Source organism: Desulfobotulus sapovorans DSM 2055 (assembly GCF_059569355.1).
The window spans coordinates 239,745-264,166 of the sequence record NZ_JCANVJ010000002.1; the positions used below are offsets into that span (position 1 = coordinate 239,745).

Genomic DNA, 24,422 nt, shown 5'->3' on the forward strand with positions numbered 1-24,422 from the left:
GGGTTCAGAGGCTTCGCCTTCCTCCACCTCGATCAGCTCTTCGTCGTCTCCGGGTTCAAGGGCTTCGACAGACGCTTCCCCAGCCCCTGAAAAATCCTCTATGCTGTCGATCCCAAGTCCGCCCCTTTCGCCCGACGCCTCCCTGTCTTTTTCCTCCACGGTACTGTCCCCGCTGTCCTTCGAACCTTCCCCTCCCGGGAGACCGGGAACACCTTCGAGAAGCCTTTTTAATTCTTCAAGCTCTTTCCCATCGGAATCCTCCAGGCCCTTTTCCCTGCGATCCAGAAAGGCTTTAACAAGACCAAGAAGCTCATAAAGCCTTGAAATATTTATTTGATCACCATCTCCGGACACCATGCCGGATACGGTCTGCAAAAGTTTTTCCCGCATGGTATCGGCCATTTCAAAGGTATTGTTTTTTCCGATAATGACCCCTTCGGGATTCAGCCCCTGATCCATCATTTCCTTGAGATCCGTGTTCAGCGCCGTACGCAGGCTGGCAAAATTCTTCCGACGCGCCCGGATGGCCTGGACATCCATTTCTGTTTCCCAGATTTCCGGGATCAGCGCATCCATGGGTATTTCAGGGATATCAGCAAGTTCAGCATCAGAAGTAAAATGCTTGCGTATGGCCAGCATCAGCCTGTATTTGGGAGTATTGGGATTGCGGTAGGGCAGATTTTCCAGGGCCTGGTCAATACCCTTCAGCGACAAGGTCAGTTTCATGGCAGCCTCGCAGGAAATGGGGAAAAAAGGTCAAATGGACAGCTCCACTGAAGGGAGCCTTGCCATGCATTTTGCTGTTTTTACAAAATCAGATTTTATGGTAATGTCGCCCATGCATCGAATTCTTTGTTTCCTCAACCATAACAGACATACGGGAAAAACAGCAACGATAAGGAACCTTGCCGCAGCAAGAGCCTTAGGGGGAAAACCCACCCTGCTGCTGATATCGGAATCCGCCCTGCCCTCCCCGGTCTGGCTCTCTCCCATAGAAAATACGAATCTCTATGAAGACAGGGAAATACCGGGACTTTTTTACAGCATAATCCATGGAGACCAGAGGGGAAGTTCACCGGAGTCTCTCAAGGCGCAGATTGCAGAAGCCTCCGACCGGCTGCCAGCGGATACCCTCTTTTTCTGGGATACACCTTCTGCCCTGTCTCCCCACACCCGTGCTGCCCTGGATTTTGCCCATGGTGTGTTCATCCCTTTCCCCATGGATGCTTCTTCCTTTGACCGCCTTGGCCCCAGCCTTGGCTTACTGGAGTGGATGCGCAGAAAAAAGAACTCTCCTCTGCCCCTTCTGGCCCTGATTCCCGTATGTGTTCAGGAAAAGGCGCATCTTTCCCAGATTTTTTCCGGCCCGGCCCTTGGACTTTTCCGGTCCAGAATGGCTGCAACGCCCATCCCGAAAGATTCCTGCCTGCATCGGGCCGAAGCCGCCAACAGGCCTGTTTTCTGTCAGGATCTCCTTGCTCCGGCAGCTCTGGCCTTTCATCTGCTGTACCAGTGGATCGAAGAAAAACGGCTCCATACCGTACAAAGCGTGTGTGATGAAGGGAATGTTAATTCTTGTGACCAGAAGGGAGTTGACCCATGAAAGTCAGTGATACCAGTGTCATTCAAAGCAGCGAGCGGGAACTCATGGACGCCATCATCGCCGAGCTGGACTGGGCGGCCATTGAAAAAATGCTCCGGAAAAAGCACAGAATAGGCCTTCAGGATGATGTGAGTTTCCGGGAAGGGGATCTTGTGGTGCATGAGGGCAAGGTAGCCTACAAACTTTCCTTTGACGTCAAAATTACCCTGGATATTCTCTTTGACCGCAAGGGAGACTGTATTTATCTTTCTGCATCAGGGAGTGAAGAAGAAAACGAAGACAGCACCATGCCCGATGAGACAGCAGTGCCGCCTTCCCGTGTTACGGAAATGGCTTCGGATCTTGCGGATATGGTGGAAGAAATTAATGGTGATGCGCACATCATGCGGGACTCCGCAATGGATGTTTAGTGCTTTTTTGGAAGAATTTTTTTGAAGAAGAGGCCTGCTTATGTCTGACCTGACCGATTCTCTTACCGTTGTACGGGCCCATTTTGATGAGGTTCTTGCAGATCATATCCGCATCATTTTAGATATGGATGCCTTTCCATCAGGCCTGACCCTGGACATTGCCACCATTACCTCCCTTGTCATGATAGAGGAAAGGGAAGAGGAAATCCGTCAGTTCACGGAAGCCCCGCCAAAACGGTACACGCGGGAAACTTTTATGAAGGATATCCGCGATATCGGTCTTGGCAGTGACACTGGTATCATGTCCGGTCTGGAGCCTCTTATCCGATCCGGCCTTGTCACTCTGCAAGAAAACGGCGAACTCAAAGCCGAAATTGTATCCTTGAAAATGCTTCAGGTGGTCAACACCCTTTTCCCGGGGATGCAGGGGATGAATCTTGTGGCTTACATGGTTCAGACCATTGAAGAAGTCGCCTCCGGGCGTAAGGATCTCCACGATGCCAAAAACTTTTTTGTCCAGACCCTGAAAACCCATTCTCTGGCAGGTCAGTTCTCGGAACTTTTCAAGGATCGGGACGATCCCTCCAGAAAGGGTACCTTTGTTCCCAAAGCTAAAAAAAATGTGTCTCCGGAATGGAACCGCAGTGTTCTCGAAAAGCTGAGCCGTCTCCGCAGCGAAAAGGGCGGGTTTCGCTCTGATGATCTTCAGGTCAAAGAAATATTCCGTGGAAGTTCTCCCCCTCCGGAAAGCGGATCTGAAACAACGCCCGTTTCTGAACTTCTTCCCGAACCTCAGGCAGCGCCTGTTCCTGAGCCTCCGCCTGAACCTCAGGCAGCGCCCGTTCCTGAGCCTCAGCCTGAACCTCAGGCAGCGCCCGTTCCTGAGCCTCCGCCTGAACCTCAGGCAGCGCCCGTTCCTGAGCCTCAGCCTGAACCTCAGGCAGCGCCCGTTCCTGAGCCTCCGCCTGAACCTCAGGAACTGCCCCTTGCACAAGCGGTTCCGGAACCTGAAAAGATCGAACCGGAAGAGGAAGAGGAAGAAGACGATCCTGCGGACGACGCCGACATTGAAGCCCGCATTGCCGCCTTTGAACAGACTCTGGCACTCACCTGCCCCCTTTGTAAAACGGGAAAACTTCAGGTGAACCAGACAGAGAAAGGAAAGGTCTTCTATGACTGCTCACAGGCCACCTGTCATTTTATCAGCTGGTCTCAGCCCTTCCATTATCCCTGCCCCACATGTGCCAACCCCTTTCTGGTTGCTTTCATGACAAAGGAAGGAAAGGAGGGGCTGAAATGCCCCAGAGCCACCTGCGATTACAGCCAGGATGAGCGCATCAATCCCGAAGATTTTCAGCGCAAAAAAACCAAAAAACGTAAAGTTGTCCGGAGGGTCAAGCGCAAGGTCTGATCAAAGGGCAGCACCATTGGCAAGAACATGCCTTTCCGGCGTGAAGCAGATGAAGGTTCCTGAAAAGACCACCTTGGAAGCCACACGGAGGGAAACCCCAACCTCATATTTTTTCCCTTTGCTGTGGATGACCTTGGCTTCCGCCATGAGCATGTCTCCGAGAACAACGGGTTTGAGAAACCGGCAGGAACTCTCTCCCAGAACCACGTTGGGATGGTTTACAGCCAGCATGGCAGCATGATCGGCAAGACCAAAAAGAAACCCCCCATGGATAAGTCCGCTGGCATCCGCCACCATACACTCCTGGGTTGCCATGGAAAGCACGGCAATACCGTTTTCAATACGTTCCGGAACACCGCAAAGACGGGTGTCCATGCTCTGATGGGTCTGAATATTCATTGTCAATAAAACCTTCCTTTCAGTCTGTTTTTTCAAAAGACAGGGCTACGAAGAAAAAGCAGATACCCAAAACACATACACAGCAATAAAGCAACCCTTCCGGCATCAAAAATCCGGAAGGGCTTGGTTCAAAAAAAAGAGGAACAGAAAACTCCTATTCCATCTGGCTTGAAAGTTTTGGCAGTACAAACCGGAAACTGCTTCCCCTGGGTTCATGGCTCTCCATAAAAATACGTCCCTTATGGGCTTCCAGGGCAAGTCTGCAAAATGTGAGACCCAGCCCGATGGAATGCCGCTGGTAAGCACTCTTCCGGTCTCCCACCTGTACATAACGGTCAAAAATTCTTTCCCGGTCTTCCGGGACAACTCCCGGCCCTTCATCATTGATAAAGAAAAGAACCGTGGATCCCTTTACCTCATATCCCGCCTGAATCACAGACCGTTCAGGAGAATGGGTGATGGCGTTGGATAAGAGGTTCTGAAAAACCCGGAGAAGAAGCCCCCTGTCACCAATGAAAAGGGGCGGATTCGTATCGGCTTCCATGAGGTTCTCGATCCGCAGGTTTTTGATCCTGGCCTGACCGTACACCATGGAAAGGGCTTCCTTCAGCAGATCCAGAGCTTCCAGCCGTTCGGGGATAAGCTTCAGCATCCTGTTTTCAAGTCTGGTGATATCCAGAAGATTGGACACCATGCGGAACATGGTCTCACAACTGGTCTGGGCACCTTCCACAAAGGGAAGATTGTCTTCCGTTGCCGTATAGGAAAGGATATCCAGGTTGGCCACCACTTCCGCAATGGGGGCCTTGAGATCATGCACGAGAAGACTGAAAAATTCCTCACGGATTTTTTCATATTCCCGAAGCTGTTTGTTCTTCTTTTCCAGCTGCCTGCGCTGGGCCTTCAGCCGGGTATTCAGTCTGTTATTTTCAATGGCGCTGATGATGATCCCCGCCAGTTGCAGGATGGTTTCCCTCTCCTTGATGGAAAAATTTCCATCCCCTTCCTTGTCCGTCATGGAAAGGACGCCCATCACCCCGTTGATATTGAAAATGGGAGCCAGAAAAAAGGCATCGGTTTTGTACCCGCCCTTGCAGGCAATCCCCGGATTGTCCATATCTTTATCGATATACAGGGCTTTTTTGTTACGGATCACCCAGCAGGACGGACTGTCACAGCTCAGGGGCTGCCGGAGTCCCACAATTTCCTTGCGCGTTGACGCCACAACTTCCAGAAAGCGATTCCCCCGCTTAAACATGATGGAAGCTTTTTCGGCCCGGATCAGCTGGCAGAGGGTTTCCAGAAGACGCTGGAGTTTTTCCGTATCCTCCAGCTCAGCATCCCTTGAAATAGACGTAATGCTGGAAAGGGTTTCCAGAATCGTATGCTCTTTTTGCATGGAGGCACTCCAGAATTCAGATGTTTTTGGCAATGAGTTCCCGGACATCCTTGTTTTCCGGATCCTGCTTGGCCAGTTTTTTGAGGATATCCTCAGCCCGGAAGGTCTGTTTCATCTGCACATACATCCGCGCTATGCGCAGATTCAGATCAAAGTCATTGGGTTCCTTGTCAAGCACCTTGAGAAAAAAATTCAGTGCTTCAGCAGGCTGTCCCAGATTTTCATGGGCGATGCCCAGCATCCGGAGAAGATCCAGACGTTTGGGGAACTGACGGTGAAGATTCTGGAGCTGGGTGAGGGCCGCATCATAGGCCCCAGCAGCCATGCAGGATCGGGCCACATCTTCCCGCAACTCCACGGGATTGCCCGAAAGACGGATACCGTTTTCAAACACGGAAGTTGCCTTGTCGATCTTGCCTTTCTGTAAAAGCACCTTGCCAAAATTGATGGCCCTGTCCACATGGCGCGGACTGATTTTCATGGCCTTTTCATAGAAACGGAAAGCCTTGTCGAAATCATTGCGTTTCAGGTAGATGTCACCGAGGTGATGAAACGAGAAAACATCCAGATGGTTCATCTGGGCGGCCTTGACAAACCAGCGCTCCGCAGTATCAATATCCCCTTTTCTGAAAAAAATTTCTCCCATGGTGCGGATGGGCCGTGAAGAACTTCTGTCCGCTTCAATGGCGGTCTTACAGAGAACGGAAGCTTCCTCAAAGGCCTCTTTTTCAAGAAGATTCCGGACTTCCTTTAAAAGGCGCACGGATTCAGGGGGAGTGTTGGCCCTTTCCACCACCTTTTCCAGCTTGGCGCCCAGGGTTTTCACCGTGATGGGCTTGAGCAGATAGGCATCAATGTCCGACTCTGCGGCTTCGGCCACGATTTCACTGTTGGCTTCCGCCGTGATCATGATGACGGGCATGTCCCGAAGCTCTCTGTCTTCCCGGATATTATCGAGAAGTTCAATCCCTGTCATGACCGGCATGTTCCAGTCGATGATGGCAATATCCACAGAAAACTGGCGCAGAATCTGCAAGGCTTCCCTGCCGTTTCCAGCCAGACGGAAACTGCTGCCGTAATTGAGAATCTTCAGCATACTGCGGATGGACCGACACATGTTGTCCATATCATCCACAATGAGAATGCTCATTTTTTCAAGATCTATCATCCCAGTCTCCCATTGTTTTTTCAGCGCAGGGTATCCACAAAAAGAACATGAAAAGGTCAGCGTCAACCCACGTTCAGCAAGGCTAACAGAAAAAGAAATGGGGATCAATTGTCAATCCAGGCTTCATCCCTGCCTGTGATCCCGACGGGAAATCCCCTGTTTTTTTTCATGTTACAGCCGCCTTTTCCTTGCCCCTCTTCTTCAAGTGGCGTATGACGTCCCTTATTCATGACCACAAGGTCATAATCTTCCGGAGGCCCCATGCGCATACAGGATCCCAGCTTACACGCCATTGCCGAAAAACGTCTTACCGGTCAGCGTCTGGATTTTGAAGACGCCATGACCCTGTACCAGTCCCCGGATCTCCACGGTCTGGGCCAGATCGCCCATGCGGAACGGCTGCGCCGTCATGGCCGCAAGGCTTTTTTCATCAGAAACCAGCATCTCAACTATTCCAATGTCTGCCGCAACCGCTGTGTTTTCTGTGCCTACGCCAAAAACGCACAGGACACCGGTGCCTACACCTTCAGTCTGGAGGATGTCCGCACCCAGCTCCTTTCCCGGAGTTCCGAAAATATCCGGGAAATCCACATGGTGGGCGGTCTGAATCCTTCCCTCGATTTTGCCTATTTTGAAAACCTGCTCCACCTCATCCGGGAAATACGGCCCGAAGTGACGGTCAAGGCCTTCACCGCCGTTGAGATTGATTATCTTTCCAGCATCACAGGGCTTTCCATCGAAAAGGTGCTGGAGAGACTCAAACAGGCAGGCCTTGCCATGATGCCCGGAGGTGGGGCGGAAGTTTTGAATGACCGCATCCATCAGGCCCTTTTTCCCAAAAAAATCAACAAGGACCGCTGGCTTGAAATCATGGAAAAGGTGCATGGTCAGGGAATTCCCAGCAACGCCACCCTGCTCTACGGCCATATCGAAACCCTGGAAGAACGGGTTCGCCACCTCCTCCTGCTCCGGGATCTTCAGGACAGAACCGGCGGATTTTCCGCCTTCATTCCCCTGGCCTTCCACTCCGCCAACACGGCCCTGTCCCACCTGCCTCCCACATCGGCTGTGGATGATCTCCGTACCATCGCCGTGTCCCGCCTGGTGCTGGACAATTTTGACCATATCAAGGCCTACTGGGTCATGCTGGGTGAAAAACTGGCCCAGACGGCCCTTTTCTTCGGGGCCGATGACATGGACGGCACCATTGTGGAAGAACGCATCACCCATACGGCAGGGGCCACATCCCCCAAGGGCCTGACACGGGAAGGGCTGGAGCATCTGATTGAAAAGGTCGGTATGCTGCCCGTGGAAAGGGACAGTTTTTACCAGGAAATTCCCTTGAAAGAGGAGGCATGATGGACTGCAATACCATACTGGATCAGGCACTTTCGGGAAAACGGATCAGCCGGGAAGAAGGTCTTTACCTCCTGGGACATGCGGAACTCCTGGATCTGGGAGCTGTGGCCCATGCCCTGCGCTCTGCCCGTCACCCCCAGGAAGTCACCTATGTGGTGGATCGCAACATCAATTATACCAATGTCTGCGTTTCCGGCTGCCGCTTCTGCGCTTTTTATAAGGACAGGGCGGAAAACGGGGCCTATGTCCTGGACGATGAAGCCTTTTTCCTCAAAATTGAAGAGACCTTCGCCCTGGGCGGCAAACAGATCCTTCTTCAGGGGGGGATGCATCCGGATCTTCGTCTGGACTGGCACGAGTCCCTTTTACGAAGACTCAAAAACCGTTTCCCGGATCTCCATATCCACGGCTACTCCCCCCCGGAAATCGCCTTTTTTGCGGACAAGGCAGGGCTTTCAGACCGAGAGTGCATTTCCCGTCTTGTGGCCGCAGGTCTGGATTCCATCCCCGGAGGCGGGGCAGAAATTCTTGCCGATACGGTACGCAGAGAAATCTCTCCGGGAAAATGCCTCTCGGATCGCTGGCTTTCAGTAATGCAGACAGCCCATGAGCTGGGACTGCGCAGCACAGCCACCATGATGTTCGGCCATGTGGAAAGTCTGGCGGATTGCCTCACCCACCTGGATCGTCTCCGGGAACTTCAGGATCGTACACAGGGCTTCACCGCCTTTATCCCCTGGACCTTCCAGCCGGAAAACACCCGCCTCAGGGTCAATCCCGCCACAGCGGTGGAATACCTCAGAATGCTGGCCCTTTCCCGCATCTACCTGGACAATTTCGATAATATTCAGGCTTCCTGGGTCACCCAGGGCGACAAGATCGCCCAGACCGCCCTCTTTTTCGGAGCCAACGACATGGGCAGCACCATGATTGAGGAAAACGTGGTGGCCGCTGCCGGTGTCTCCTACCGCCTTCCCATGGAAACCCTGAGGCACCTCATCCGGGAAGCAGGCTTCACACCTGTGGAACGGGACTGTTTTTATGCAAAAAGGAAGACCGCATGACAGCGCTTGTAAGCATGGGCCGCATTGATTATCTCAACGTCTGGCCTGTCTATTACGGTTTCGATACAAAAGGCATTCCCGAAGGACTCTGCCTGCACTCCGCCCCTCCCGCCACCCTCAACGGGATGCTGGCGGAAGGACGGCTGGATATTTCCGCCATCTCCGCCTTCGCCTATGCGAGGCATCACAGGGACTGGCTCCTCGTTCCGGATCTCGGGATCGGATGTGACGGACGGGTGATGAGCGTACTGCTTGTCAGCCGTTTTCCCTTTGAGGCCTTAGGCGGTAAACCCCTGGCTTTAAGTCTCGAATCCGCATCCGCCGCCCACCTGCTCCGCTTTCTCCTGAAGGATGCAGGCGTAAACTGCGCCTTTATGGAAAAATCCGTGCGGCATCCTGAAGATCTTGACAGCATGGCGGGGGGACTTGTCATTGGGGATGCAGCCCTTTCCCCCACATGGGCCTTAAATTTTCCCTTTGTCTATGACCTGGCCAGTCTCTGGAAGGAAAGGACGCATCATCCCTTTGTCTTTGGACTCTGGGCCCTGAGACGGGCAGCCCTTAAAGAAAAACCCGAAGCCCTGAAAAAGGCCCTTCAGCATCTTCTCCTGTCCAGAGAGCAGGGAGAGCAGGCCATGGACAGCATCCGTCTTCGGGCGGTTCAGGAAAAAGGACTTCCCCCGGAAACGGCAAAGGCCTATTTTGAAACCCTGCAATACAGCCTGCCCCCTTCCCATCAGGAAGGGCTGACCTTTTATTTTTCATGCATGGAAAAGATGGGCTTCATTGATGCCGCACCCGCCCTTCAGTTTGTGGATCTGGATCCGACACTGCCACAGGCAAAACCGATGGGACTCCGGCAAGCCTCCTGATCCCCCGCAAAGCGGCTCTGTCTGCAATCTCAGAACAAAATTCAAAAAAACATACCGCAGGTGATCGTCAACACCTGCGGCTTTTCAGCATACCCGCCACCTCCAGTCTTCAACCTCCATCTCTCCCATCAAAATCCTGGTTGTACAAACCTGAAAAGTAATGGCAAAAAGGATGCACAGCAAAACTGTCCTTCCATCCTGACCCTTACGGAGAAACGATTGATGTTCCTTTCTATGCTGCAAAGCGCCTTCGGGCTGCTGGCCTTTATGCTGATCGCCTGGGCGCTGTCGGAAAACCGCAGAGCCGTAAGTCCCAGACTGGTGATTTCGGGTATCCTGCTTCAAGTGCTCATTGCCCTGATATTCCTGAAAGTCCCCGCCTTCACCCAGCTTTTTCTTTTTCTCAACAAGGCCGTTGAAGCCCTGGAAGCAGGTACCCGCGCAGGCACCACCTTTGCCTTCGGATACCTTGGCGGCGGAACCCTTCCCTTTGAAGAACCTTACTCCGGAGCAGCATATATCTTCGCCCTCCGGGGACTTCCCGTTATCATCGTCACCGGTGCACTCAGCACCCTTCTCTATCACTGGAAAATCATTCCCGTACTGGTCAAGGGCTTTTCCACCGTCCTGCAACGGGCGATGGGGGTTGGGGGTGCCCTGGGCGTGGGCTGTGCCGCCAATATTTTTGCGGGAATGGTGGAATCTCCCCTCTTCATCCGTCCCTATGTTGCTTCCATGACCCGAAGCGAACTCTTCACCCTCATGACCTGCGGTATGGCCACCATCGCAGGCACGGTTCTTGTCTTGTATGCGAGCATGCTTGCCAGCATTCTTCCCGACGCCCTTGGCCACATTCTTGCCGCCTCCCTGATCAGCGCACCAGCCTCCATTCTCATTTCAGGCATCATGATCCCGGAATCCGCTCCCCCCACCCTGGGAGACATCACACCTCCTGTGGAGAGCCGCAGCAGCATGGATGCCGTGGTCAAGGGGACGACCCTCGGTCTCCAGATGTATATCCAGATTGTGGCCCTGCTGGTGGTTCTTGTCGCCCTTGTCAGCATGGTCAATCTGATACTGGCCATGCTGTCGGCTCCGGGGGGCAGCCCCCTCACCCTCCAGAACATCCTGGGAACCCTCATGCGGCCCCTCGTCTGGCTGACCGGAATCCCCTGGAGTGAATCCCATGTGGCAGGAAGCCTCATGGGTACCAAGGTGATTCTCAATGAGCTGCTCGCCTACCTCGATATGGCAGCCCTTCCGAAGGGAAGCCTTTCTCCGCGAAGTACCCTCATCATGACCTATTCCCTCTGTGGCTTTGCCAACATCGGAAGCCTGGGAATTCTCATCGGTGGACTTTCCAGCATTGCACCGGGCAGGCTGGATGAAATCGTTTCCCTGGCTCCCCGCTCCATTCTGGCCGGGGTTCTGACCACACTGATGACAGGATCTGTGGTGGGAATGCTGTACTGAAACCGCCAGAATCCGCAAAATTCTTAAGACCCCATTTCCCGGTTCCATCTTGAAGGAGAAAACCATGCTGACCTTTGCCGAAGAAATTCTGCTTCTGGCCCTGGACGATCAAAAAGGCACCCTCAAACCCCTGCCAGTACAGGCCCTGAAATTTGCCCTGTCCGGCGCCCTGCTCCTGGAACTGGCCCTTAGCGGTCGCATTGACACGGATCCGCAGACCCTCAAGATCATCCGGACGGAACCAACGGGAACTCCCCTGCTTGACGAAGCCCTGACCTGCCTGCGGGAAGAAGAAACTCCACAGGACGTGTCCCACTGGCTGAAAAAAATTGCCACCCGTTTTCAGGATCTTGAGGAACGTGTACTGGATCTGCTGGTGGAAAAGGGGGTACTTAAAATTGAAAACCGTAAAATTCTCTGGGTTTTTACCACACGCCGCTACCCCATGATCGATGGGAGGGAAGTCCGGGAAGTACGTTCACGGCTTCAGGAACTGATTACCAGCGACGCCATCCCCGATCCACGCGATGCCGTACTCGTCGGCCTTGTGAATGCCTGTCAGCTTTTTGAGGATCTTTTTACGGAAGAAGAACTCCAGATCCTTCAGCCCCGTATCGAGAATCTGGCCCGGCTGGAACTGATCGGACGGGAAGTGAATCAGGCCATCATGGAGACGTCCATCCTCATCATGGAATCCATGGCCTTCTCCACTTCCGGCATCGTTTGAAAAATATGGCATGATTCATGCTTTGATTCAGACACAGAAAGATTCACCATGTCCAGGCACCCATTTTCCCGAAAAATCCAAGGAGAGCCTTACGTGAAAGAACAGCGCCCTTTATTTCGCCCCATTCTCTTTGCCGCCATACTGGCCCTTGCTTTCCCCTGCCTTCTCCATGCTGCGGGAAAACCCTCGGCCCCTACACCTTACACATGCCCGGGATGCGATCTCCACAACCAGAACCTTGAAGGCAGGGATCTGAGAGGAGCCAATCTAGTCAATGCAGATCTTTCCAGAACCCGTCTGGACGGAGCCAATCTCAGCAATGCCAATCTCAGCGGAGCGAACCTCAGCGAAGTCCAGGCCAGTGGCGCTCTTTTCATCAATGCCAACCTTCAGGGAGCCCATCTGACCCTTGGCAATTTTTATAAAGCCAATTTTTCGGGCGCCAATATTCTTGGCGCCACAAGAACCAATGCCAACTTTACCCGGGCCATCTGGGTGAACGGACAGACCTGCGGTTCCCTGTCCCTGAACGTATGCAAGGGCGTCGAATAAAACCGATTCCCCTCATTTCCACAATTTCAGCGGGAGGAGAGTCTCCATGCCAGCACTTCATCCAGCACTCTTGCCCTTTCTGGAACAGATCCGGAAAGCTGCGGAAGCCTTCCGGCAAAGCGGCAGCCAGCCCACCTTCGCCAATGCCAGGGAGGGCCTTGCCACCCTCACCCGCACCTTTGTCACAAGGCCTCTTCCCGTGGCAAGGGTGGTGGACACCCTCATCCCCGGCCCGGAGCGGGATGTGCCCGTGCGCATCTATCATCCCGCCCCGGAACAGCACCCCGCCGTTCTTCTTTTTATCCACGGCGGAGGGCATATGGCGGGAAGCATTGCTGTTTATGACGGCATTGCCCGCAGGCTGACGCAGGCCTCTTCCCGCATCACCCTTTCCGTGGAATACCGCAGGTCTCCGGACTGCCCCTATCCCTCAGGTCTTGAGGATGTCACCCAGGCAGCAAAGGGCACTTTTGCTCTGCTGGAGAATCTGGGAATAGGCCATGAAAAACGGCTTGCCATTGCGGGAGACAGCGGCGGCGGCGCCCTTACGGCAAGCCTCAGCCACAGGGCGGATACGGGGTTTTCCATCGAAAAACAGGTGCTCATCTACCCCAGTCTGGATTACACCCTGTCCATGCCCTCGGTGGAAGAACTGGCAAAGGGCTATCTTCTGGAAAGGGAAAAAATCCTCTGGTACCTTGACCACTATTTTCAAAAAAAAGAGAACCGGAAAGCCGTGTCCCCCCTTTTTATGGAGGTGACGCGCCCTTTTCCGGAAACCCTTGTGGTCACCGCAGGCTTCTGCCCTTTAAAGGATGAGGGAAAAGCCTATGCCGAAAAGCTGAAACAGGCGGGAGTTTCTGCCATACACGAAGAATTCGGGGACATGATCCATGGTTTTTTAAATCTTGAAAATCTGGTTCCGGAAGCCTGCGAAAGGTTCTACCGCCTTGCGGGGGATTTCCTTCAGAAGAAACCCCATGAATGATGTGTCACACCATCCTTTCAGGAGGAACCCATGAAAAAAAGGCTTCTTTTTCTTCTCGTCCTTCCCTTCATGCTGGCCCCGGCCCAGGCCCGCTGCATCGTCAACCAATCGAGTGTCAGGGTGAAGGTGGATATCAGTTTTATGATGATCCAGCGCATCCAGGAATGGGTGAACGCGGGAGAGTCCCGGTGCATTCCCTACAATTTTCTTGCATACACCCGGCTTGATGCCGTGGATACCAAAGAATACGGCGTGGCCGTCTCCGGAACCGCCAACTTCTTTCTCACCACCAACAACACCAAAATCACGGTGACGGATGGCAGGCGCTGGTCATCCAATGGCGTGACCTTTGTGGAGCTGGCCTTTGCCAGAGAAAACTGAACCCTCTTACTGAGACCCTGTCCCGTAACGATAAGGAGAGCTTCCATGAAACGCCTTGTCCTCCTTCTTTTTCTTCTCTTCTTTGTCGGTTCCGCCCAGGCCCGTTGCATCGTCAACCACTCCAAGGCTACCATCCGGGTTGATATCAGTTTTCTGTCTTTCAACAGCATCCGGGAATGGGTGCAACCGGGAGAGTCCCGGTGCATTCCCTACAATTTTCTCGCGACCACCTATCTTTACAGTGATACCCCCAACGAATACGGCGTACATCTGTCAAGCGGTCAAGTCTTCTTCTTCACCACCAACAGCACCAAAATCACGGTGACGGAAGGCAGACGCTGGTCATCCAATGGCGTGAACTATCTATGGCTGGACTTTTCCAGGGAAAACTGAAACCAGCGCCCCCAACGATAAGGAGAGTCTCCATGAAAGGCCTTCTCACCCTTCTTCTGCTGCTCGCTGCCGCCACAGCCCCTGCCTCGGACATTCCGGAGTCCTTTGTGGAAATCCGGGAAGTGATCCCCGATGCGCTCATGGACATCCGCTATGCCACGGAGCACAATTTTGTGGGTGCAAAGGTGGAGGGCTATGAAGCGGCAAAGTGCTATCTCACCCGGGAGGCGGCCCATGCCCTTTCCGGAGTTGAGGCCGATCTCAAACCCTTTGGATTCGGGCTTAAAATTTATGACTGTTACCGGCCCCAGCGGGCAGTGAATCATTTTGTGCGCTGGGCCGAAGATCTGAATGCCACCCAAACCCGGACGGAATTCTACCCCACCGTGGACAAACGCCACCTTTTCCGGGACGGCTACATCGCCAGCCGTTCGGGCCACAGCCGGGGCAGCACCGTGGATCTCACCATTGTGGCCCTGCCCCCCAGACCCCAGCCAGCCTTTATCCTAGGAAAAACGGAGCAGAAAGCCTGCTTTCTTCCGGCAACAGAACGCTTCAGGGACAACGGCCTTGATATGGGAACGGGCTTTGACTGCTTCCACACGCTTTCCCATCCCGAAAATCCGGCCCTTTCAGAGCCGCAGAGGGCCTACCGCCTGCTGCTGAAAACCCTTATGGAAAAACATGGATTCCGCCATTACGACAAGGAATGGTGGCATTTCACCCTGAAAAACGAGCCCTTTCCCGATACCTATTTTGACTTTGTCGTGAAGTAGGGATAAGGAAGACCCGATTTCCATGAAACTCAGGATTCCAGATTTTCATAGACTTCAGGCAGAAAACGGGGCGTGCAGAAAACCAGAAATACCAGATCTTCCCGCCCCTCATTGACAATACGCTGGGGACAGTCCGGCGGGATGAGCACCACATCTCCCGGCCCCACGTTCTGCGGTGCCAGCGCGCCCACTTCCATCCGGCCACGGCCTGAAAGGATAAGATACCGCTCCGCCGTATTTTTCAGTCTGTGTTTCTGGGTGGCGATACCCGCTTCGACCCGTACTCTGGCAATGGAAAGGGCCGGATCCGCAGGGCTGTTGGAAAGTTCCTCGATCCAGCAACGCTCTTCCGTGTAAAAGGCCCTGGCTTCCGTTGTCGTTAACACCTGCTCTTTCATAGACTGCCCTCCTTATGATTTGCCTTGCGCATCCCACGGACATTGTCCGACGCATTGTTTCCCCTTAAACTCTGAAAAGGATATCCTCGCCATGAAAACACGTTTTACGTCCCTGCTTCTTGCAGGCTTCCTTCTTCTCAGCCTCAGCAGCACCGTCTCCGCCAAGGAAGCGGGTGTTCTGGTCAAGGAACTGGCCAGAACCGAAAAAAGCTGGGATGGAGCGATCCTGCCTTCCTACCCCGAAGGGCAACCGGAAGTCCGCATCCTCAGCATCACCATTCCCGCAGGCCAGAAACTGGCTGTCCATGAACATCCGGTCATCAATGCGGGGGTTCTGCTCACAGGCCAGCTCAGGGTACACACGAAAGACGGAAAGGTGCTGGATCTCCATGCCGGAGAAGCCATTGTCGAAGTGGTTAACACCTGGCACTGGGGAGAGACCGTGGGAGACAGCCCGGCCCACATCATCGTTTTTTATGCCGGAACAGCGGCTACCCCCATCACGGTACTACAGGACTAAAGGCAAAAAAAAAACTGGCAGGCTCTCCGTTGACATGACATACTCTGACCCTTACGGAAACCCCTGCTCACCCTACCCGACTTCAGACTTCATGAGGAAATCTTGACATGGAAATCACAAGCAGAAAAGAAAATGCGGCCATTGTTGTCTCCGTACAGGGAAGAATCGACGCCGTTACCGCTCCGGCCTACGAAAACAGCATGAAAGCCCTTCTTGAACAGGAATCTCTCTTTGTTCTCGATTTTCAAAGCCTTGAATACATCAGCAGTGCAGGACTCCGGGTCATTCTGGCGACGGCCAAGACCCTGAAAGGCAAAGGGGGACGGATGGTGATGGCCAATGTCACCGGCACGGTCCGGGAAGTCTTTGATATTTCCGGATTCGGGGCTATTTTCAGCATGTTTGATTCCATTGAGGCCGCGCTTTCAGGCCTTAAGTAAGGCGGTTGCCATGAAAAAACTCCAGGTAGAAGCCCGTCTGGATATGCTTGAAACCGTCCTGCGCTTTACGGAAGAAGGGGCCGAAGCCGCTGGCCTTGACCCCGGTAAGTGCACAAAACTTGCCCTTGTTCTGGAAGAAGCCTTTGTCAACATCTGCTCCTATGCCTATCCGGGAGGCTCCGGCTTTGCCGAAGTGGCCTTTGGTACGGAAACGGATCTCTTTGTTGTTGCCCTTTCCGATGCAGGGGCTGCCTTTAATGTCCTCTCCCTCCCGGAACCCGACACCAGCCTTGGTATCGAAGAGAGGGATATCGGAGGACTGGGCATTCATTTTATCCGTAAATTTACGGATACGGTTCATTACCACAGGGAAGAAGGCAAAAATGTCCTGCGCATGGGCTTTCGCAGGACTTCTTTCCAGAATCCGGACTGACGGGGTAAGTCTGTGCTCATGCTCAATTCATTAAAAACCAGAATCTGTCTTCTCATCAGTCTCATGCTGGCTCTTGTGGCGGGCCTTGTTCTCTACTTCACCCATAAAGATGTCTCCATGGCCATGTCCGCTGCGGAACAGCGCAGTGCCCGCAACGTCCTGGAACTTGCGGAGCTGAACATCCGGAGCGGATACAGCCACCTTCTTTACAGCCGTGTGGATGCGGTGATGGCCCATCGCCGCATCCTGGAAGGCATGGTACTGGTTGCAGGAAAAGGGCTGGATGCCCTCTTTGCCGCATCCCCGTCTTCCCTTCCAGATCAGGAAAAGACCCGCAAACGCACCCTCCAGTGGATCAGCGGCCTGGCTTCCGTGGAAGGAACGGAATTTCTGGTTTTTGATGCACAGGGGGTTCTTCTGGCCCATCCCGATGCCCGTATCCGGGGGAAAAACCTCAACCTCCTTCAGGATATCAAAGGACTGCCTCTGGCCGATACGGTACGGGAAGAGGCCAGGCGTCTGGGCAGGGCCAGTACCACCTTTTTCTGGACTCTCACTCCCGATGGCCAGCCCCTGAAAAAATTTGGATGGTTTGTGCATTATCCTGCCATGGACTGGATCATCGGAGCCACTGCGGATATTGAAGCCCTGGAGCTGGAAGGAAACCGTAAAAAAGAGGAACTCCTCCACACCCTCAAGGCCAATTTTGACAAAATCCGCATTGCCCGATCCGGATACATGCTGCTCTTTGACACTCAGGGCAGGATGCTCATCCACCCGGAACACGAAAATCTGGATCTGCTGCACACCCGTCATCCTGAAACCGGCAGAAGCCTCCTTGAGGAACTCCAGATCCTCGCCGCATCCCGCAGCCGGGAAGCCATCACCCTCATGCTCCCCGACCCCACAGGCACAGTGCGGGAACGTGAAATTTTATGCACCTATTTCAAAACCATGGGCTGGTATGTGGCAGCCATCGCCTATGTGGACGAAATCCATGCTCCGGCAAAAAATCTTGTCCAACGCCTGAGCCTCATCATCGCCACCCTCTTTCTCATCAGTCTCGCACTGGGACTCTGGCTCTCCATCCGCATGACCCGTCCCCTCAATACCCTGGCGTCCTATGCCCAGGCCCTTCCGGAAACCGACTTTACCTCCACCGGGGAAAGCTGCGACAGCATACGGCATCTGCCAGCCCGCTATAACGATGAGGTGGGCCGACTGGCAAAAGCCCTCATCTTCATGGAAGGATCGTTGCGGGACAATATCCGCTCCCTCATTGAAACTACAGCCACAAATGAAAGAATGGAAGGCGAACTCAGTGTTGCCCGGGAAATCCAGCTTGGCCTTCTGCCCAAAACCTTCCCCCCCTTTCCCCATCATGACGAGTTTGACCTTTATGCCAGCCTCGAACCTGCACGGGAAGTGGGAGGCGATCTCTATGATTTCTTTTTCATGGATGACAGCCACTTCTGTTTTGCCATAGGGGATGTTTCCGGCAAGGGGGTTCCGGCCTCTCTTTTCATGGCTGTCAGCCGCACCCTGCTCCGGGCCGCTGCTGTCCGGGAAAGCAATCCCGCAGAGATCATGGCCTCCATGAACAATGATCTGGCCTCCAGCAATCCCAACTCCATGTTTGTCACCCTCTTTATCGGTGTTCTTGACCTCAAAACCGGTATGCTTTTCTATGCCAACGGTGGACACAACCCCCCCGTACTCATGGCTTCCGGAAAGCCCCCCCTTTTCATGACAGGCCGCAGCGGCCCCCTTGTGGGCGCCATGGAGGATATGCCCTACACCCTCCTTGAAACCCGCCTTGAACCCGGCGATACCCTGTTTCTCTACACCGACGGCGTGACAGAAGCCATGAACACGGAGCAGATGCTTTACTCCGATCCCCGCCTTCTGGAAACCCTCCGTTCCCTCAATGGACAAGACCCCAGGGCCATTCTGAAAGCCGTCCAAGAAGATGTGGCCCTCCATGTGGGGGAAGCGGAACCTTCCGATGATATCACCATGCTCTGCCTGCGCTACGCAGAAACACCGGATGCATCGGGACAGCCGCCCCGGGAAAGCCACCATGCAGCGGGATAAAAAACTGAAACCCCTTGGCAGAATGCTTGCCACCCTTCTGGGACGCAATCCGGACAGTCAGGGACTGCTGCCCGATGCCGAAGGCTGGATCCGGATGAAAACCCTGCTTCAGGCTCTGGCCGAAATGCCGGAGTACAGGGGAGTACGGGAGGCGGATCTTGTGGACATCTGCTGCAACAGGGATACCTCTCCCCTTGAAATGGAAAAGGATCAGATCCGGGCACGGGAGCGTTTTCTCTCTTCTGTGCAGGCGTCTGGCTCCAGGCTTCCCAAAATACTCCATATCTGTATCCGCAGCAGGGCCTGGCCCCATGTTCATGAAAAGGGACTCAAATCTTCACCGGAACAGCCCCTTCTTCTGACCCAGGATGCGGATCTTGCCCTGCGCATGGGCAAACGGAAAGATCCCAAACCCGTCCTCCTCAAGATCCACACGGAAAAGGCCCATGAAGCCGGGATTGTCTTCCTGTGCCATGGAGAACAGCTCTTTTCCGTTTCAGAACTGCCGCCTTCCCTTGTCATGGGCCCTCCCCTTCCCAAAGAAGAGAAAAAACCCAAAGCCCGCCCCAAAACTCCGGCACCACTGGAAAAGCAAGCCTTTACACCCGGCAGCTTTTTATTGCGCAGTGAAGAGGAAAAGGCAGCGTCCAGATACGCAAAAAACAAAAAAGACTCCTGGAAGCACAATAAAAAAAGGCTGCGCAGACAGGGTCAGGATTTTGAACCCTGACCCTGCCCCGCAACCTCAGAACACACAACCTATTTTCGAAGGAAACCATGGAAATCGATCCCGTGGCTCCAGCGATGGACATTTAAAAATACTCTGAATACTCTGCCCCAGGTCTTCCAATTTAGCGCTGGGTATCCAGCCTGGTTTCAAATTCCCGGAAAAATGCATCCATGTACTCAACTTCAATCCAAACCCTGCTGATATTCGGATTCTCCTCTACCGGCAGGACAGCCGATGTTTTTTCTCCGCTGACATCCGCATCGATACTGTCATTCCCACCAGTGTAATACCAGCACAGATCAACCGTAAAACGGTTTGTCGGAGCTTCCGGCTTTGTCCAGCTAACCTCGGTATTGCCGCCGGTATAGTTTTCAAGATCCCCAAGGGAAGGTTTGGTGATCTTTGCAAAATATTTTTCTGCATTTTTCTGGATATCCGCAAGACGCACCGGTGCCTTGGAAACACCCATTTCATAGGTATCCATGAGGACAGCATTTTCTGTATAAAGCTTTGCCGTATAGCGCAGAACAGCATGCTTTTCCATTTCTGTAATGTCCAGCCCATCCACTTCCCGGAAAATAAAACTGTCCATACGGTTCTGATAAAAAGCAGCGGGCATACCGACAACGCAGAATCCCATCTGATCCTGGGTACAGCGTTCCAGTCTGAGTTCCGGAATACCGGGGCCTGTAAAGAGAATATACGCAAGCTTACGGTCACGGGCCACACCTTCTCTATCCCAGAAACCGAGATCAAGACCGGATTCAGAGCGGTTACTGACCTGATCCCACACCGCCTTGGTTTCAATTTCAACTTCAAGAATGCGTCCGTTGCCCAGGTTCTGCCATATGGTGCCGGATTTTTTGATCCGGTTATCAAAAGTAAAGATCATTCCATTTGTAAGTGTTACGTCCATCATGATGGTTGCGATTTTTGTCTCGGGATTCCATTTCACAAGCCTTGACGAAGACGCTTTCATGCCAATGAGCATAGGCTGCTGGGCCCAGTCACTGGCAAATTTTTCTTTGTCCCTGCCGTCATCCATGAGGTCATCGCCAAGAAGCGCCAGAAGCGCAGGATCATCCTCCTTAGGAAGCCCGTTTTTAAAAATTTTGTTAAGGGAATCCAGAAGCTGCCGGGCACCCAGAAGAATTTCTCCAGCCGCATTCGGCCCCTGGCCTGGAGGGGGAGGAGGAAAAATAGTGCTGGAAGGCTCCTCTCCGCCGATATCATCCTGAATTTTCTCCTTGGTCATGCGGTTGATCAGCGTAAAAATCTTCTGCCCCTGTCCGGGAGGAACCACCTCAATGGCATCCAGCACCGCATCCAGCCCTTTATGGTTGGGCGTAAACGACCCCCGGAGCAGGTCGATGGAAGCATCCAGCCCGGCACTTTCCAGAATAGGCCGCAGTTTGTGCTGAAGCTGGGCAATCTGTGCATTAAGATTGTCCTTTGAAATCTCTGTTTTGTCTTTTTCAGGGTTATAATTATCAAACAGATTTTCCGCCAGCTGCCGGGCCACATTGCTGAGGATGAGATCTGTAAAGGGGGTGATATTGATGGTGCCGTTGATATCGCCTGCCGTGGCTGCAGAATGATAGCGGGCACCCCGTCCCCCCACAGTTCCGTCAGCTTTCAGAAGAAAGGGAGGTGTCATCCCCGTAACATCAATCTGATAGGCACCATCTGCCTTGATCTTCTCGGTTTTCACCTGAGGCGGAACGGAGCTGTCCTTGATGGTAACGGTGCCGATGATGGCAGCTCCGGAAGCTGCCGTCCCTGAAAGCATCTGCTGACCGGATGCAGGAGGATTCGTACCGGAGCTGCCTCCTGAACTGCCTCCGTTGCACCCGAACAGGGATGAAAACAGCAAGGCGATGGAAAGTAGAATAAAAAATTGTCTGAACGACTGTTGCATGAAAAAATTCCTTTCTGTTACTGGGGCTGTTTGTTCCTGAACCATATGACCGTACAGTCCCTTTTTTAAAAAACAGCCAATGAAAGAATCCTCTTTTGCAAAGAGGCTCGATAACGCAAATATGCACTTCTGTACTCACAAATGACAAAAGCTCACAAATAAGACCCTTGTTTCAATTGTATACAATGCGTACTTTTATGTATTTTAAATATTTACCATGCGAACAATTGTCTCAGGCAAAGTAAAAAAATACATGGAAAACACCAACTCCGGATAAAACAAAAACTGATTACCATCTTGGTTCAGCTATCGATCCCATATTCCAGCGCGGGAACGATGGGTTTAATGCTGCATGGACAAAATCTGCGACTGCATAGCTGAGTCATTTCGGCAATCAGAAAACAAAAAAAACAATCTTAAAAAACTGCTTTAAAATTGAAAAATAAAAAGCATAAATATCTTATATGATAAATAATTTTTATAATGTCTGATAGCTCACACAAAAAAACATCCAGCTGAATAATAAAAAAATCTCCCCCCGCACAATATAATATAGCGAGAAGAAATTATCTTTTCCCATTCGAACATAACAAAACAGTATGCATCCCTTAGCATACAAAAATTTCTACAGCAAGTTTTTTATCGTACACAATTGAATCTGATCATTTCCCTGACTCAACCACGCCCTCTCAGCTGGTTGCCTTTCCTTCATGCCCATCCCATGAAAAGTGAAAAATTACCTTTACAGCGTAAAGCCCATCGTCCCCAAAATGACGCATGGAAACGATAACTGAAACAAGATGCTAATCAGATAATTGAACGTTTGTTATGGAATATTTTTTGCTTGGTTTCTTCCCATACGTCCGGTCAGGATTTTCCTGACGGAACCTTCGGATGTCTTCCCGGAAGGAGCCACCCATGTCCCCCTTTTCCCTACGCACACGAAACATCCTCACAGCCCTTGTCGCCTTCAGTCTGATTGCCTTCACGGTGGGCGGGGTGGCCCTTTTCAATTTTTTCACCATCAAAAACCATGCGGAAAGCCTCATCCACCAGAGTCTCCCGGAATGGGCCCTTGCCCATGAACTCCATCAGGAAGTGGCCCGGATGGGGTATTTCATGCTGGGTTATGGCTTTAATCTGGACATCCTCTGGTGGGAAAAGGCCCGTCTTTCCATGGAAAGCTGTGCCCACACCATCGAAACAGGCAACAGGCTGGCTGCGGAAAGGACCCTGCCTGCCTTTCAGCAGGAACTGCTTGAAATGAAGGCCCACCTTGAAAATTATCATGACGCCCTGATGGCCTCCCGGAAGACATCGGAAGCCATCCTTGAAAACCGCCGTTCCGTTCAGGAAGCTTCCAGAATTTTTATGGAAAACATGCAGGCGTATATGGAGATGCAGCAGGAGGATATGATGTTGCAGATCACCGCCGCTTTTCACGGCCCTCCCCTGATCCGCAGTGGCCTGAACCTCGCCACGGAAGAAGAACTGAAAATACGCCAGCACAGACTCCAGTCCGGTACCCGGATCCTGAACAGGGGACGTCAGATTTATGAAAATCTCATACAGACGGATATTCAGAGAAAAATCACCCATGTTCCGGATCTTCTGATGGATATTGAAATTACCCGCAATGCCCTACAGGATCTCCTGAAGGAAACGCGACAGCCCGCCAATCTCCGCCAGCTTCAGGCGGCCATGGCGGCCCTGAAAAACAATGCCAGCGATATCCAGAGACTTGTCATGGCGATGGACTCCGCAGAAAAAGTGTACCTTGCACACAATGCGGCCTACGAAAAACTCTTGTTCCTTTCCAGCGAAATTTCAGATCGCGCCCATGAAAAGGCGCTCTACGGGGGCAATCGAACCCGCGTCATTGCAGAAAATTTTACAAAACTGATCATCCCCATGGCTCTGGCAGGTATCCTGATTCTCATTATCCTCCACACCCAGATTGATACACTGGAACGTCAGACCCTGAAGATCACCCAGCTCAGTCTTCTTGCCGAAGGGCTGAAAAATGCAGGCAGCACCCACGAAGCCATGCATGGGGTGCTGGGAGTCTGCGGCCAGCTCTTCCCATCGGACTCAGGTTCCCTTGTGCTGTTTGATGAAAAAAAAGAACTCCTCGGCAGAGGGGGATGGGGGAAAAAACCGCCGGAACCGGACAGCCTCTATCCCTTTTGCAAAGAGGTGAAAGGGGATCTCTGCATCCCCATCCAGCCCCCCGAAGGACATCAGGCCCTGCTCCTCATACGTCCTGGTTACTCCGGCCTGCTCATGGGCCAGAAAATGGCCGTTCGAAAGGCGCTGGCCCGAAACGTGGCAGAGCATCTCAGTGCCGGTCTGACGACCCTTTCCCTCATGCAGAGACTGAAAAAGGAATCCATCACCGATGCCCTGACGGGCCTTTACAACCGCAGATATATGGAAGAAACCCTGCGCCGGGAATTTTCCCGGTGTTCGCGGGAAGGCCGATGCCTTTCTGTCCTGCTGCTTGATGCCGATCATTTCAAAAAGGTCAATGATACCCATGGTCATGATGCGGGGGATGCTGTGCTGATTCACCTTGGCAAGCTGATGAAACAGCATGTGAGAAGCGAGGATGTGGTCTGTCGTATTGGCGGAGAAGAGTTTCTCATTGTCATGCCGGGACTCTGCCTCGAAAGTGCCTGCCTCCGTGCGGAGCGGCTACGGGAGGAAACCTGCAATTCCCCGACCCGCCTTGCAGATGGCACCCCTGTCCCCATCACGATTTCCATCGGGCTTGCGGTCTCTCCCCAGGATGCCAGCACAGCGGAAGCCCTGATCCGTACCGCAGACAAGGGGCTGTACATCGCCAAAACATCAGGCAGAAACCGGGTCTGCCGGATCGGGGAGCAAGACAGCCCTCCCGCATTGCCCCCCTGAA

General features: G+C 52.9%; 25 protein-coding genes. 19 read left to right on the forward strand and 6 right to left on the reverse strand.

The window, feature by feature from the left end; all coding sequences use genetic code 11:
* Positions 1-726: hypothetical protein (locus BR04_RS03740; RefSeq protein WP_496354651.1), on the reverse strand; the 726-nt coding region annotated here is incomplete at its 3' end.
* 112 nt (positions 727-838) lie between these two features.
* Here BR04_RS03740 and BR04_RS03745 point away from each other — a divergent pair.
* From BR04_RS03745 to BR04_RS03755, 3 genes are read left to right on the forward strand one after another with little or no spacing between them, the layout of a single operon-like run.
* Positions 839-1,603, forward strand: coding sequence for a ParA family protein (locus BR04_RS03745; RefSeq protein ID WP_496354652.1), 765 nt, complete (start codon positions 839-841; stop codon positions 1,601-1,603).
* The gene (locus BR04_RS03750; protein ID WP_496354653.1) at positions 1,600-2,013 is read left to right on the forward strand and encodes a hypothetical protein; all 414 of its coding nucleotides are present in this window, start codon (positions 1,600-1,602) and stop codon (positions 2,011-2,013) included. The genes BR04_RS03745 and BR04_RS03750 overlap by 4 nt, the downstream gene beginning before the upstream one ends.
* Positions 2,014-2,053: 40 nt before the next feature.
* Positions 2,054-3,424: a hypothetical protein gene (locus BR04_RS03755; RefSeq protein WP_496354654.1), complete on the forward strand. Its 1,371-nt coding sequence runs from the start codon at positions 2,054-2,056 to the stop codon at positions 3,422-3,424.
* Here the strand turns inward: BR04_RS03755 and BR04_RS03760 are convergent, their stop codons facing one another.
* The 3 genes from BR04_RS03760 to BR04_RS03770 form a co-directional block, all read right to left on the reverse strand.
* On the reverse strand, positions 3,425-3,823 hold the full coding sequence (locus BR04_RS03760) for a hotdog domain-containing protein (RefSeq protein ID WP_496354711.1): 399 nt from the start codon (positions 3,821-3,823) through the stop codon (positions 3,425-3,427).
* Positions 3,824-3,977: 154 nt separating this feature from the next.
* Positions 3,978-5,222, reverse strand: coding sequence for a GAF domain-containing sensor histidine kinase (locus BR04_RS03765; RefSeq protein WP_496354655.1), 1,245 nt, complete (start codon positions 5,220-5,222; stop codon positions 3,978-3,980).
* A 16-nt stretch (positions 5,223-5,238) separates the two neighbouring features.
* A complete protein-coding gene (locus tag BR04_RS03770) occupies positions 5,239-6,390 on the reverse strand; it encodes a tetratricopeptide repeat protein (protein ID WP_496354656.1) in 1,152 nt (383 codons plus the stop codon).
* A 261-nt stretch (positions 6,391-6,651) separates the two neighbouring features.
* Between BR04_RS03770 and mqnE the strand changes: the two genes are divergently transcribed.
* The 10 genes from mqnE to BR04_RS03820 all read left to right on the forward strand — a co-directional run bounded on the left by mqnE (position 6,652) and on the right by BR04_RS03820 (position 14,975).
* Entirely contained in the window at positions 6,652-7,749 is a 1,098-nt protein-coding gene (gene mqnE, locus BR04_RS03775; protein WP_496354657.1) for an aminofutalosine synthase MqnE, read from the forward strand.
* Positions 7,746-8,813, forward strand: a complete 1,068-nt coding sequence (gene mqnC / locus BR04_RS03780; RefSeq protein ID WP_496354658.1) for a cyclic dehypoxanthinyl futalosine synthase — start codon at positions 7,746-7,748, stop codon at positions 8,811-8,813. Before mqnE ends, mqnC begins: the two co-directional genes overlap by 4 nt.
* Positions 8,810-9,685 (forward strand): menaquinone biosynthetic enzyme MqnA/MqnD family protein, encoded by an 876-nt coding sequence (locus BR04_RS03785; RefSeq protein ID WP_496354659.1) that lies wholly within the window; start codon positions 8,810-8,812, stop codon positions 9,683-9,685. The genes mqnC and BR04_RS03785 overlap by 4 nt, the downstream gene beginning before the upstream one ends.
* A gap of 222 nt (positions 9,686-9,907) precedes the next feature.
* Positions 9,908-11,158 carry a NupC/NupG family nucleoside CNT transporter gene (locus tag BR04_RS03790; RefSeq protein ID WP_496354660.1) on the forward strand — a complete coding sequence of 417 codons (1,251 nt, stop codon included), beginning with the start codon at positions 9,908-9,910 and terminating at the stop codon, positions 11,156-11,158.
* A gap of 64 nt (positions 11,159-11,222) precedes the next feature.
* Positions 11,223-11,885, forward strand: a complete 663-nt coding sequence (locus BR04_RS03795; protein ID WP_496354661.1) for a GOLPH3/VPS74 family protein — start codon at positions 11,223-11,225, stop codon at positions 11,883-11,885.
* Positions 11,886-11,978: 93 nt separating this feature from the next.
* Positions 11,979-12,437, forward strand: coding sequence for a pentapeptide repeat-containing protein (locus tag BR04_RS03800; protein WP_496354662.1), 459 nt, complete (start codon positions 11,979-11,981; stop codon positions 12,435-12,437).
* A 46-nt stretch (positions 12,438-12,483) separates the two neighbouring features.
* Positions 12,484-13,425 (forward strand): alpha/beta hydrolase, encoded by a 942-nt coding sequence (locus BR04_RS03805; RefSeq protein ID WP_496354663.1) that lies wholly within the window; start codon positions 12,484-12,486, stop codon positions 13,423-13,425.
* 30 nt (positions 13,426-13,455) lie between these two features.
* Positions 13,456-13,806 carry a hypothetical protein gene (locus BR04_RS03810; RefSeq protein ID WP_496354664.1) on the forward strand — a complete coding sequence of 117 codons (351 nt, stop codon included), beginning with the start codon at positions 13,456-13,458 and terminating at the stop codon, positions 13,804-13,806.
* A gap of 45 nt (positions 13,807-13,851) precedes the next feature.
* A complete protein-coding gene (locus BR04_RS03815; protein WP_496354665.1) occupies positions 13,852-14,199 on the forward strand; it encodes a hypothetical protein in 348 nt (115 codons plus the stop codon).
* Positions 14,200-14,231: 32 nt separating this feature from the next.
* A complete protein-coding gene (locus BR04_RS03820; protein WP_496354666.1) occupies positions 14,232-14,975 on the forward strand; it encodes a M15 family metallopeptidase in 744 nt (247 codons plus the stop codon).
* 29 nt (positions 14,976-15,004) lie between these two features.
* On the opposite strand, the gene BR04_RS03825 is transcribed toward BR04_RS03820, so the two are convergent.
* Entirely contained in the window at positions 15,005-15,373 is a 369-nt protein-coding gene (locus BR04_RS03825) for a cupin domain-containing protein (protein ID WP_496354667.1), read from the reverse strand.
* Positions 15,374-15,464: 91 nt separating this feature from the next.
* Between BR04_RS03825 and BR04_RS03830 the strand changes: the two genes are divergently transcribed.
* The 5 genes from BR04_RS03830 to BR04_RS03850 all read left to right on the forward strand — a co-directional run bounded on the left by BR04_RS03830 (position 15,465) and on the right by BR04_RS03850 (position 19,590).
* Entirely contained in the window at positions 15,465-15,893 is a 429-nt protein-coding gene (locus tag BR04_RS03830; protein ID WP_496354668.1) for a cupin domain-containing protein, read from the forward strand.
* A gap of 107 nt (positions 15,894-16,000) precedes the next feature.
* The gene (locus tag BR04_RS03835; RefSeq protein WP_496354669.1) at positions 16,001-16,333 is read left to right on the forward strand and encodes an STAS domain-containing protein; all 333 of its coding nucleotides are present in this window, start codon (positions 16,001-16,003) and stop codon (positions 16,331-16,333) included.
* Positions 16,334-16,343: 10 nt separating this feature from the next.
* Positions 16,344-16,766 (forward strand): ATP-binding protein, encoded by a 423-nt coding sequence (locus tag BR04_RS03840; protein WP_496354670.1) that lies wholly within the window; start codon positions 16,344-16,346, stop codon positions 16,764-16,766.
* Positions 16,767-16,784: 18 nt separating this feature from the next.
* Positions 16,785-18,860: a SpoIIE family protein phosphatase gene (locus BR04_RS03845; protein ID WP_496354671.1), complete on the forward strand. Its 2,076-nt coding sequence runs from the start codon at positions 16,785-16,787 to the stop codon at positions 18,858-18,860.
* Positions 18,847-19,590 carry an RNA 2'-phosphotransferase gene (locus tag BR04_RS03850; protein WP_496354672.1) on the forward strand — a complete coding sequence of 248 codons (744 nt, stop codon included), beginning with the start codon at positions 18,847-18,849 and terminating at the stop codon, positions 19,588-19,590. The genes BR04_RS03845 and BR04_RS03850 overlap by 14 nt, the downstream gene beginning before the upstream one ends.
* 121 nt (positions 19,591-19,711) lie before the next feature.
* On the opposite strand, the gene BR04_RS03855 is transcribed toward BR04_RS03850, so the two are convergent.
* A complete protein-coding gene (locus tag BR04_RS03855) occupies positions 19,712-21,508 on the reverse strand; it encodes a hypothetical protein (RefSeq protein ID WP_496354673.1) in 1,797 nt (598 codons plus the stop codon).
* A gap of 918 nt (positions 21,509-22,426) precedes the next feature.
* On the opposite strand from BR04_RS03855, the gene BR04_RS03860 reads away from it, so the two are divergent.
* Positions 22,427-24,421 (forward strand): GGDEF domain-containing protein, encoded by a 1,995-nt coding sequence (locus BR04_RS03860; RefSeq protein ID WP_496354674.1) that lies wholly within the window; start codon positions 22,427-22,429, stop codon positions 24,419-24,421.
* Position 24,422: the final 1 nt, after the last annotated feature.

What these genes read in the sequence shown, in the direction of transcription:
- BR04_RS03760 (WP_496354711.1), bottom strand. Translation starts at nt 3,823, where the DNA reads ATGAATATTCAGACCCATCAGAGCATGGACACCCGTCTTTGCGGTGTT.
- BR04_RS03790 (WP_496354660.1), top strand. Translation starts at nt 9,908, where the DNA reads ATGTTCCTTTCTATGCTGCAAAGCGCCTTCGGGCTGCTGGCCTTTATG.
- BR04_RS03820 (WP_496354666.1), top strand. Translation starts at nt 14,232, where the DNA reads ATGAAAGGCCTTCTCACCCTTCTTCTGCTGCTCGCTGCCGCCACAGCC.
- BR04_RS03810 (WP_496354664.1), top strand. Translation starts at nt 13,456, where the DNA reads ATGAAAAAAAGGCTTCTTTTTCTTCTCGTCCTTCCCTTCATGCTGGCC.
- BR04_RS03785 (WP_496354659.1), top strand. Translation starts at nt 8,810, where the DNA reads ATGACAGCGCTTGTAAGCATGGGCCGCATTGATTATCTCAACGTCTGG.
- mqnC (WP_496354658.1), top strand. Translation starts at nt 7,746, where the DNA reads ATGATGGACTGCAATACCATACTGGATCAGGCACTTTCGGGAAAACGG.
- BR04_RS03815 (WP_496354665.1), top strand. Translation starts at nt 13,852, where the DNA reads ATGAAACGCCTTGTCCTCCTTCTTTTTCTTCTCTTCTTTGTCGGTTCC.
- BR04_RS03840 (WP_496354670.1), top strand. Translation starts at nt 16,344, where the DNA reads ATGAAAAAACTCCAGGTAGAAGCCCGTCTGGATATGCTTGAAACCGTC.
- BR04_RS03805 (WP_496354663.1), top strand. Translation starts at nt 12,484, where the DNA reads ATGCCAGCACTTCATCCAGCACTCTTGCCCTTTCTGGAACAGATCCGG.
- BR04_RS03825 (WP_496354667.1), bottom strand. Translation starts at nt 15,373, where the DNA reads ATGAAAGAGCAGGTGTTAACGACAACGGAAGCCAGGGCCTTTTACACG.
- BR04_RS03835 (WP_496354669.1), top strand. Translation starts at nt 16,001, where the DNA reads ATGGAAATCACAAGCAGAAAAGAAAATGCGGCCATTGTTGTCTCCGTA.
- BR04_RS03845 (WP_496354671.1), top strand. Translation starts at nt 16,785, where the DNA reads ATGCTCAATTCATTAAAAACCAGAATCTGTCTTCTCATCAGTCTCATG.
- BR04_RS03755 (WP_496354654.1), top strand. Translation starts at nt 2,054, where the DNA reads ATGTCTGACCTGACCGATTCTCTTACCGTTGTACGGGCCCATTTTGAT.
- BR04_RS03850 (WP_496354672.1), top strand. Translation starts at nt 18,847, where the DNA reads ATGCAGCGGGATAAAAAACTGAAACCCCTTGGCAGAATGCTTGCCACC.
- BR04_RS03855 (WP_496354673.1), bottom strand. Translation starts at nt 21,508, where the DNA reads ATGCAACAGTCGTTCAGACAATTTTTTATTCTACTTTCCATCGCCTTG.
- BR04_RS03770 (WP_496354656.1), bottom strand. Translation starts at nt 6,390, where the DNA reads ATGATAGATCTTGAAAAAATGAGCATTCTCATTGTGGATGATATGGAC.
- BR04_RS03795 (WP_496354661.1), top strand. Translation starts at nt 11,223, where the DNA reads ATGCTGACCTTTGCCGAAGAAATTCTGCTTCTGGCCCTGGACGATCAA.
- BR04_RS03830 (WP_496354668.1), top strand. Translation starts at nt 15,465, where the DNA reads ATGAAAACACGTTTTACGTCCCTGCTTCTTGCAGGCTTCCTTCTTCTC.
- BR04_RS03750 (WP_496354653.1), top strand. Translation starts at nt 1,600, where the DNA reads ATGAAAGTCAGTGATACCAGTGTCATTCAAAGCAGCGAGCGGGAACTC.
- BR04_RS03860 (WP_496354674.1), top strand. Translation starts at nt 22,427, where the DNA reads ATGTCCCCCTTTTCCCTACGCACACGAAACATCCTCACAGCCCTTGTC.
- BR04_RS03765 (WP_496354655.1), bottom strand. Translation starts at nt 5,222, where the DNA reads ATGCAAAAAGAGCATACGATTCTGGAAACCCTTTCCAGCATTACGTCT.
- BR04_RS03745 (WP_496354652.1), top strand. Translation starts at nt 839, where the DNA reads ATGCATCGAATTCTTTGTTTCCTCAACCATAACAGACATACGGGAAAA.
- mqnE (WP_496354657.1), top strand. Translation starts at nt 6,652, where the DNA reads ATGCGCATACAGGATCCCAGCTTACACGCCATTGCCGAAAAACGTCTT.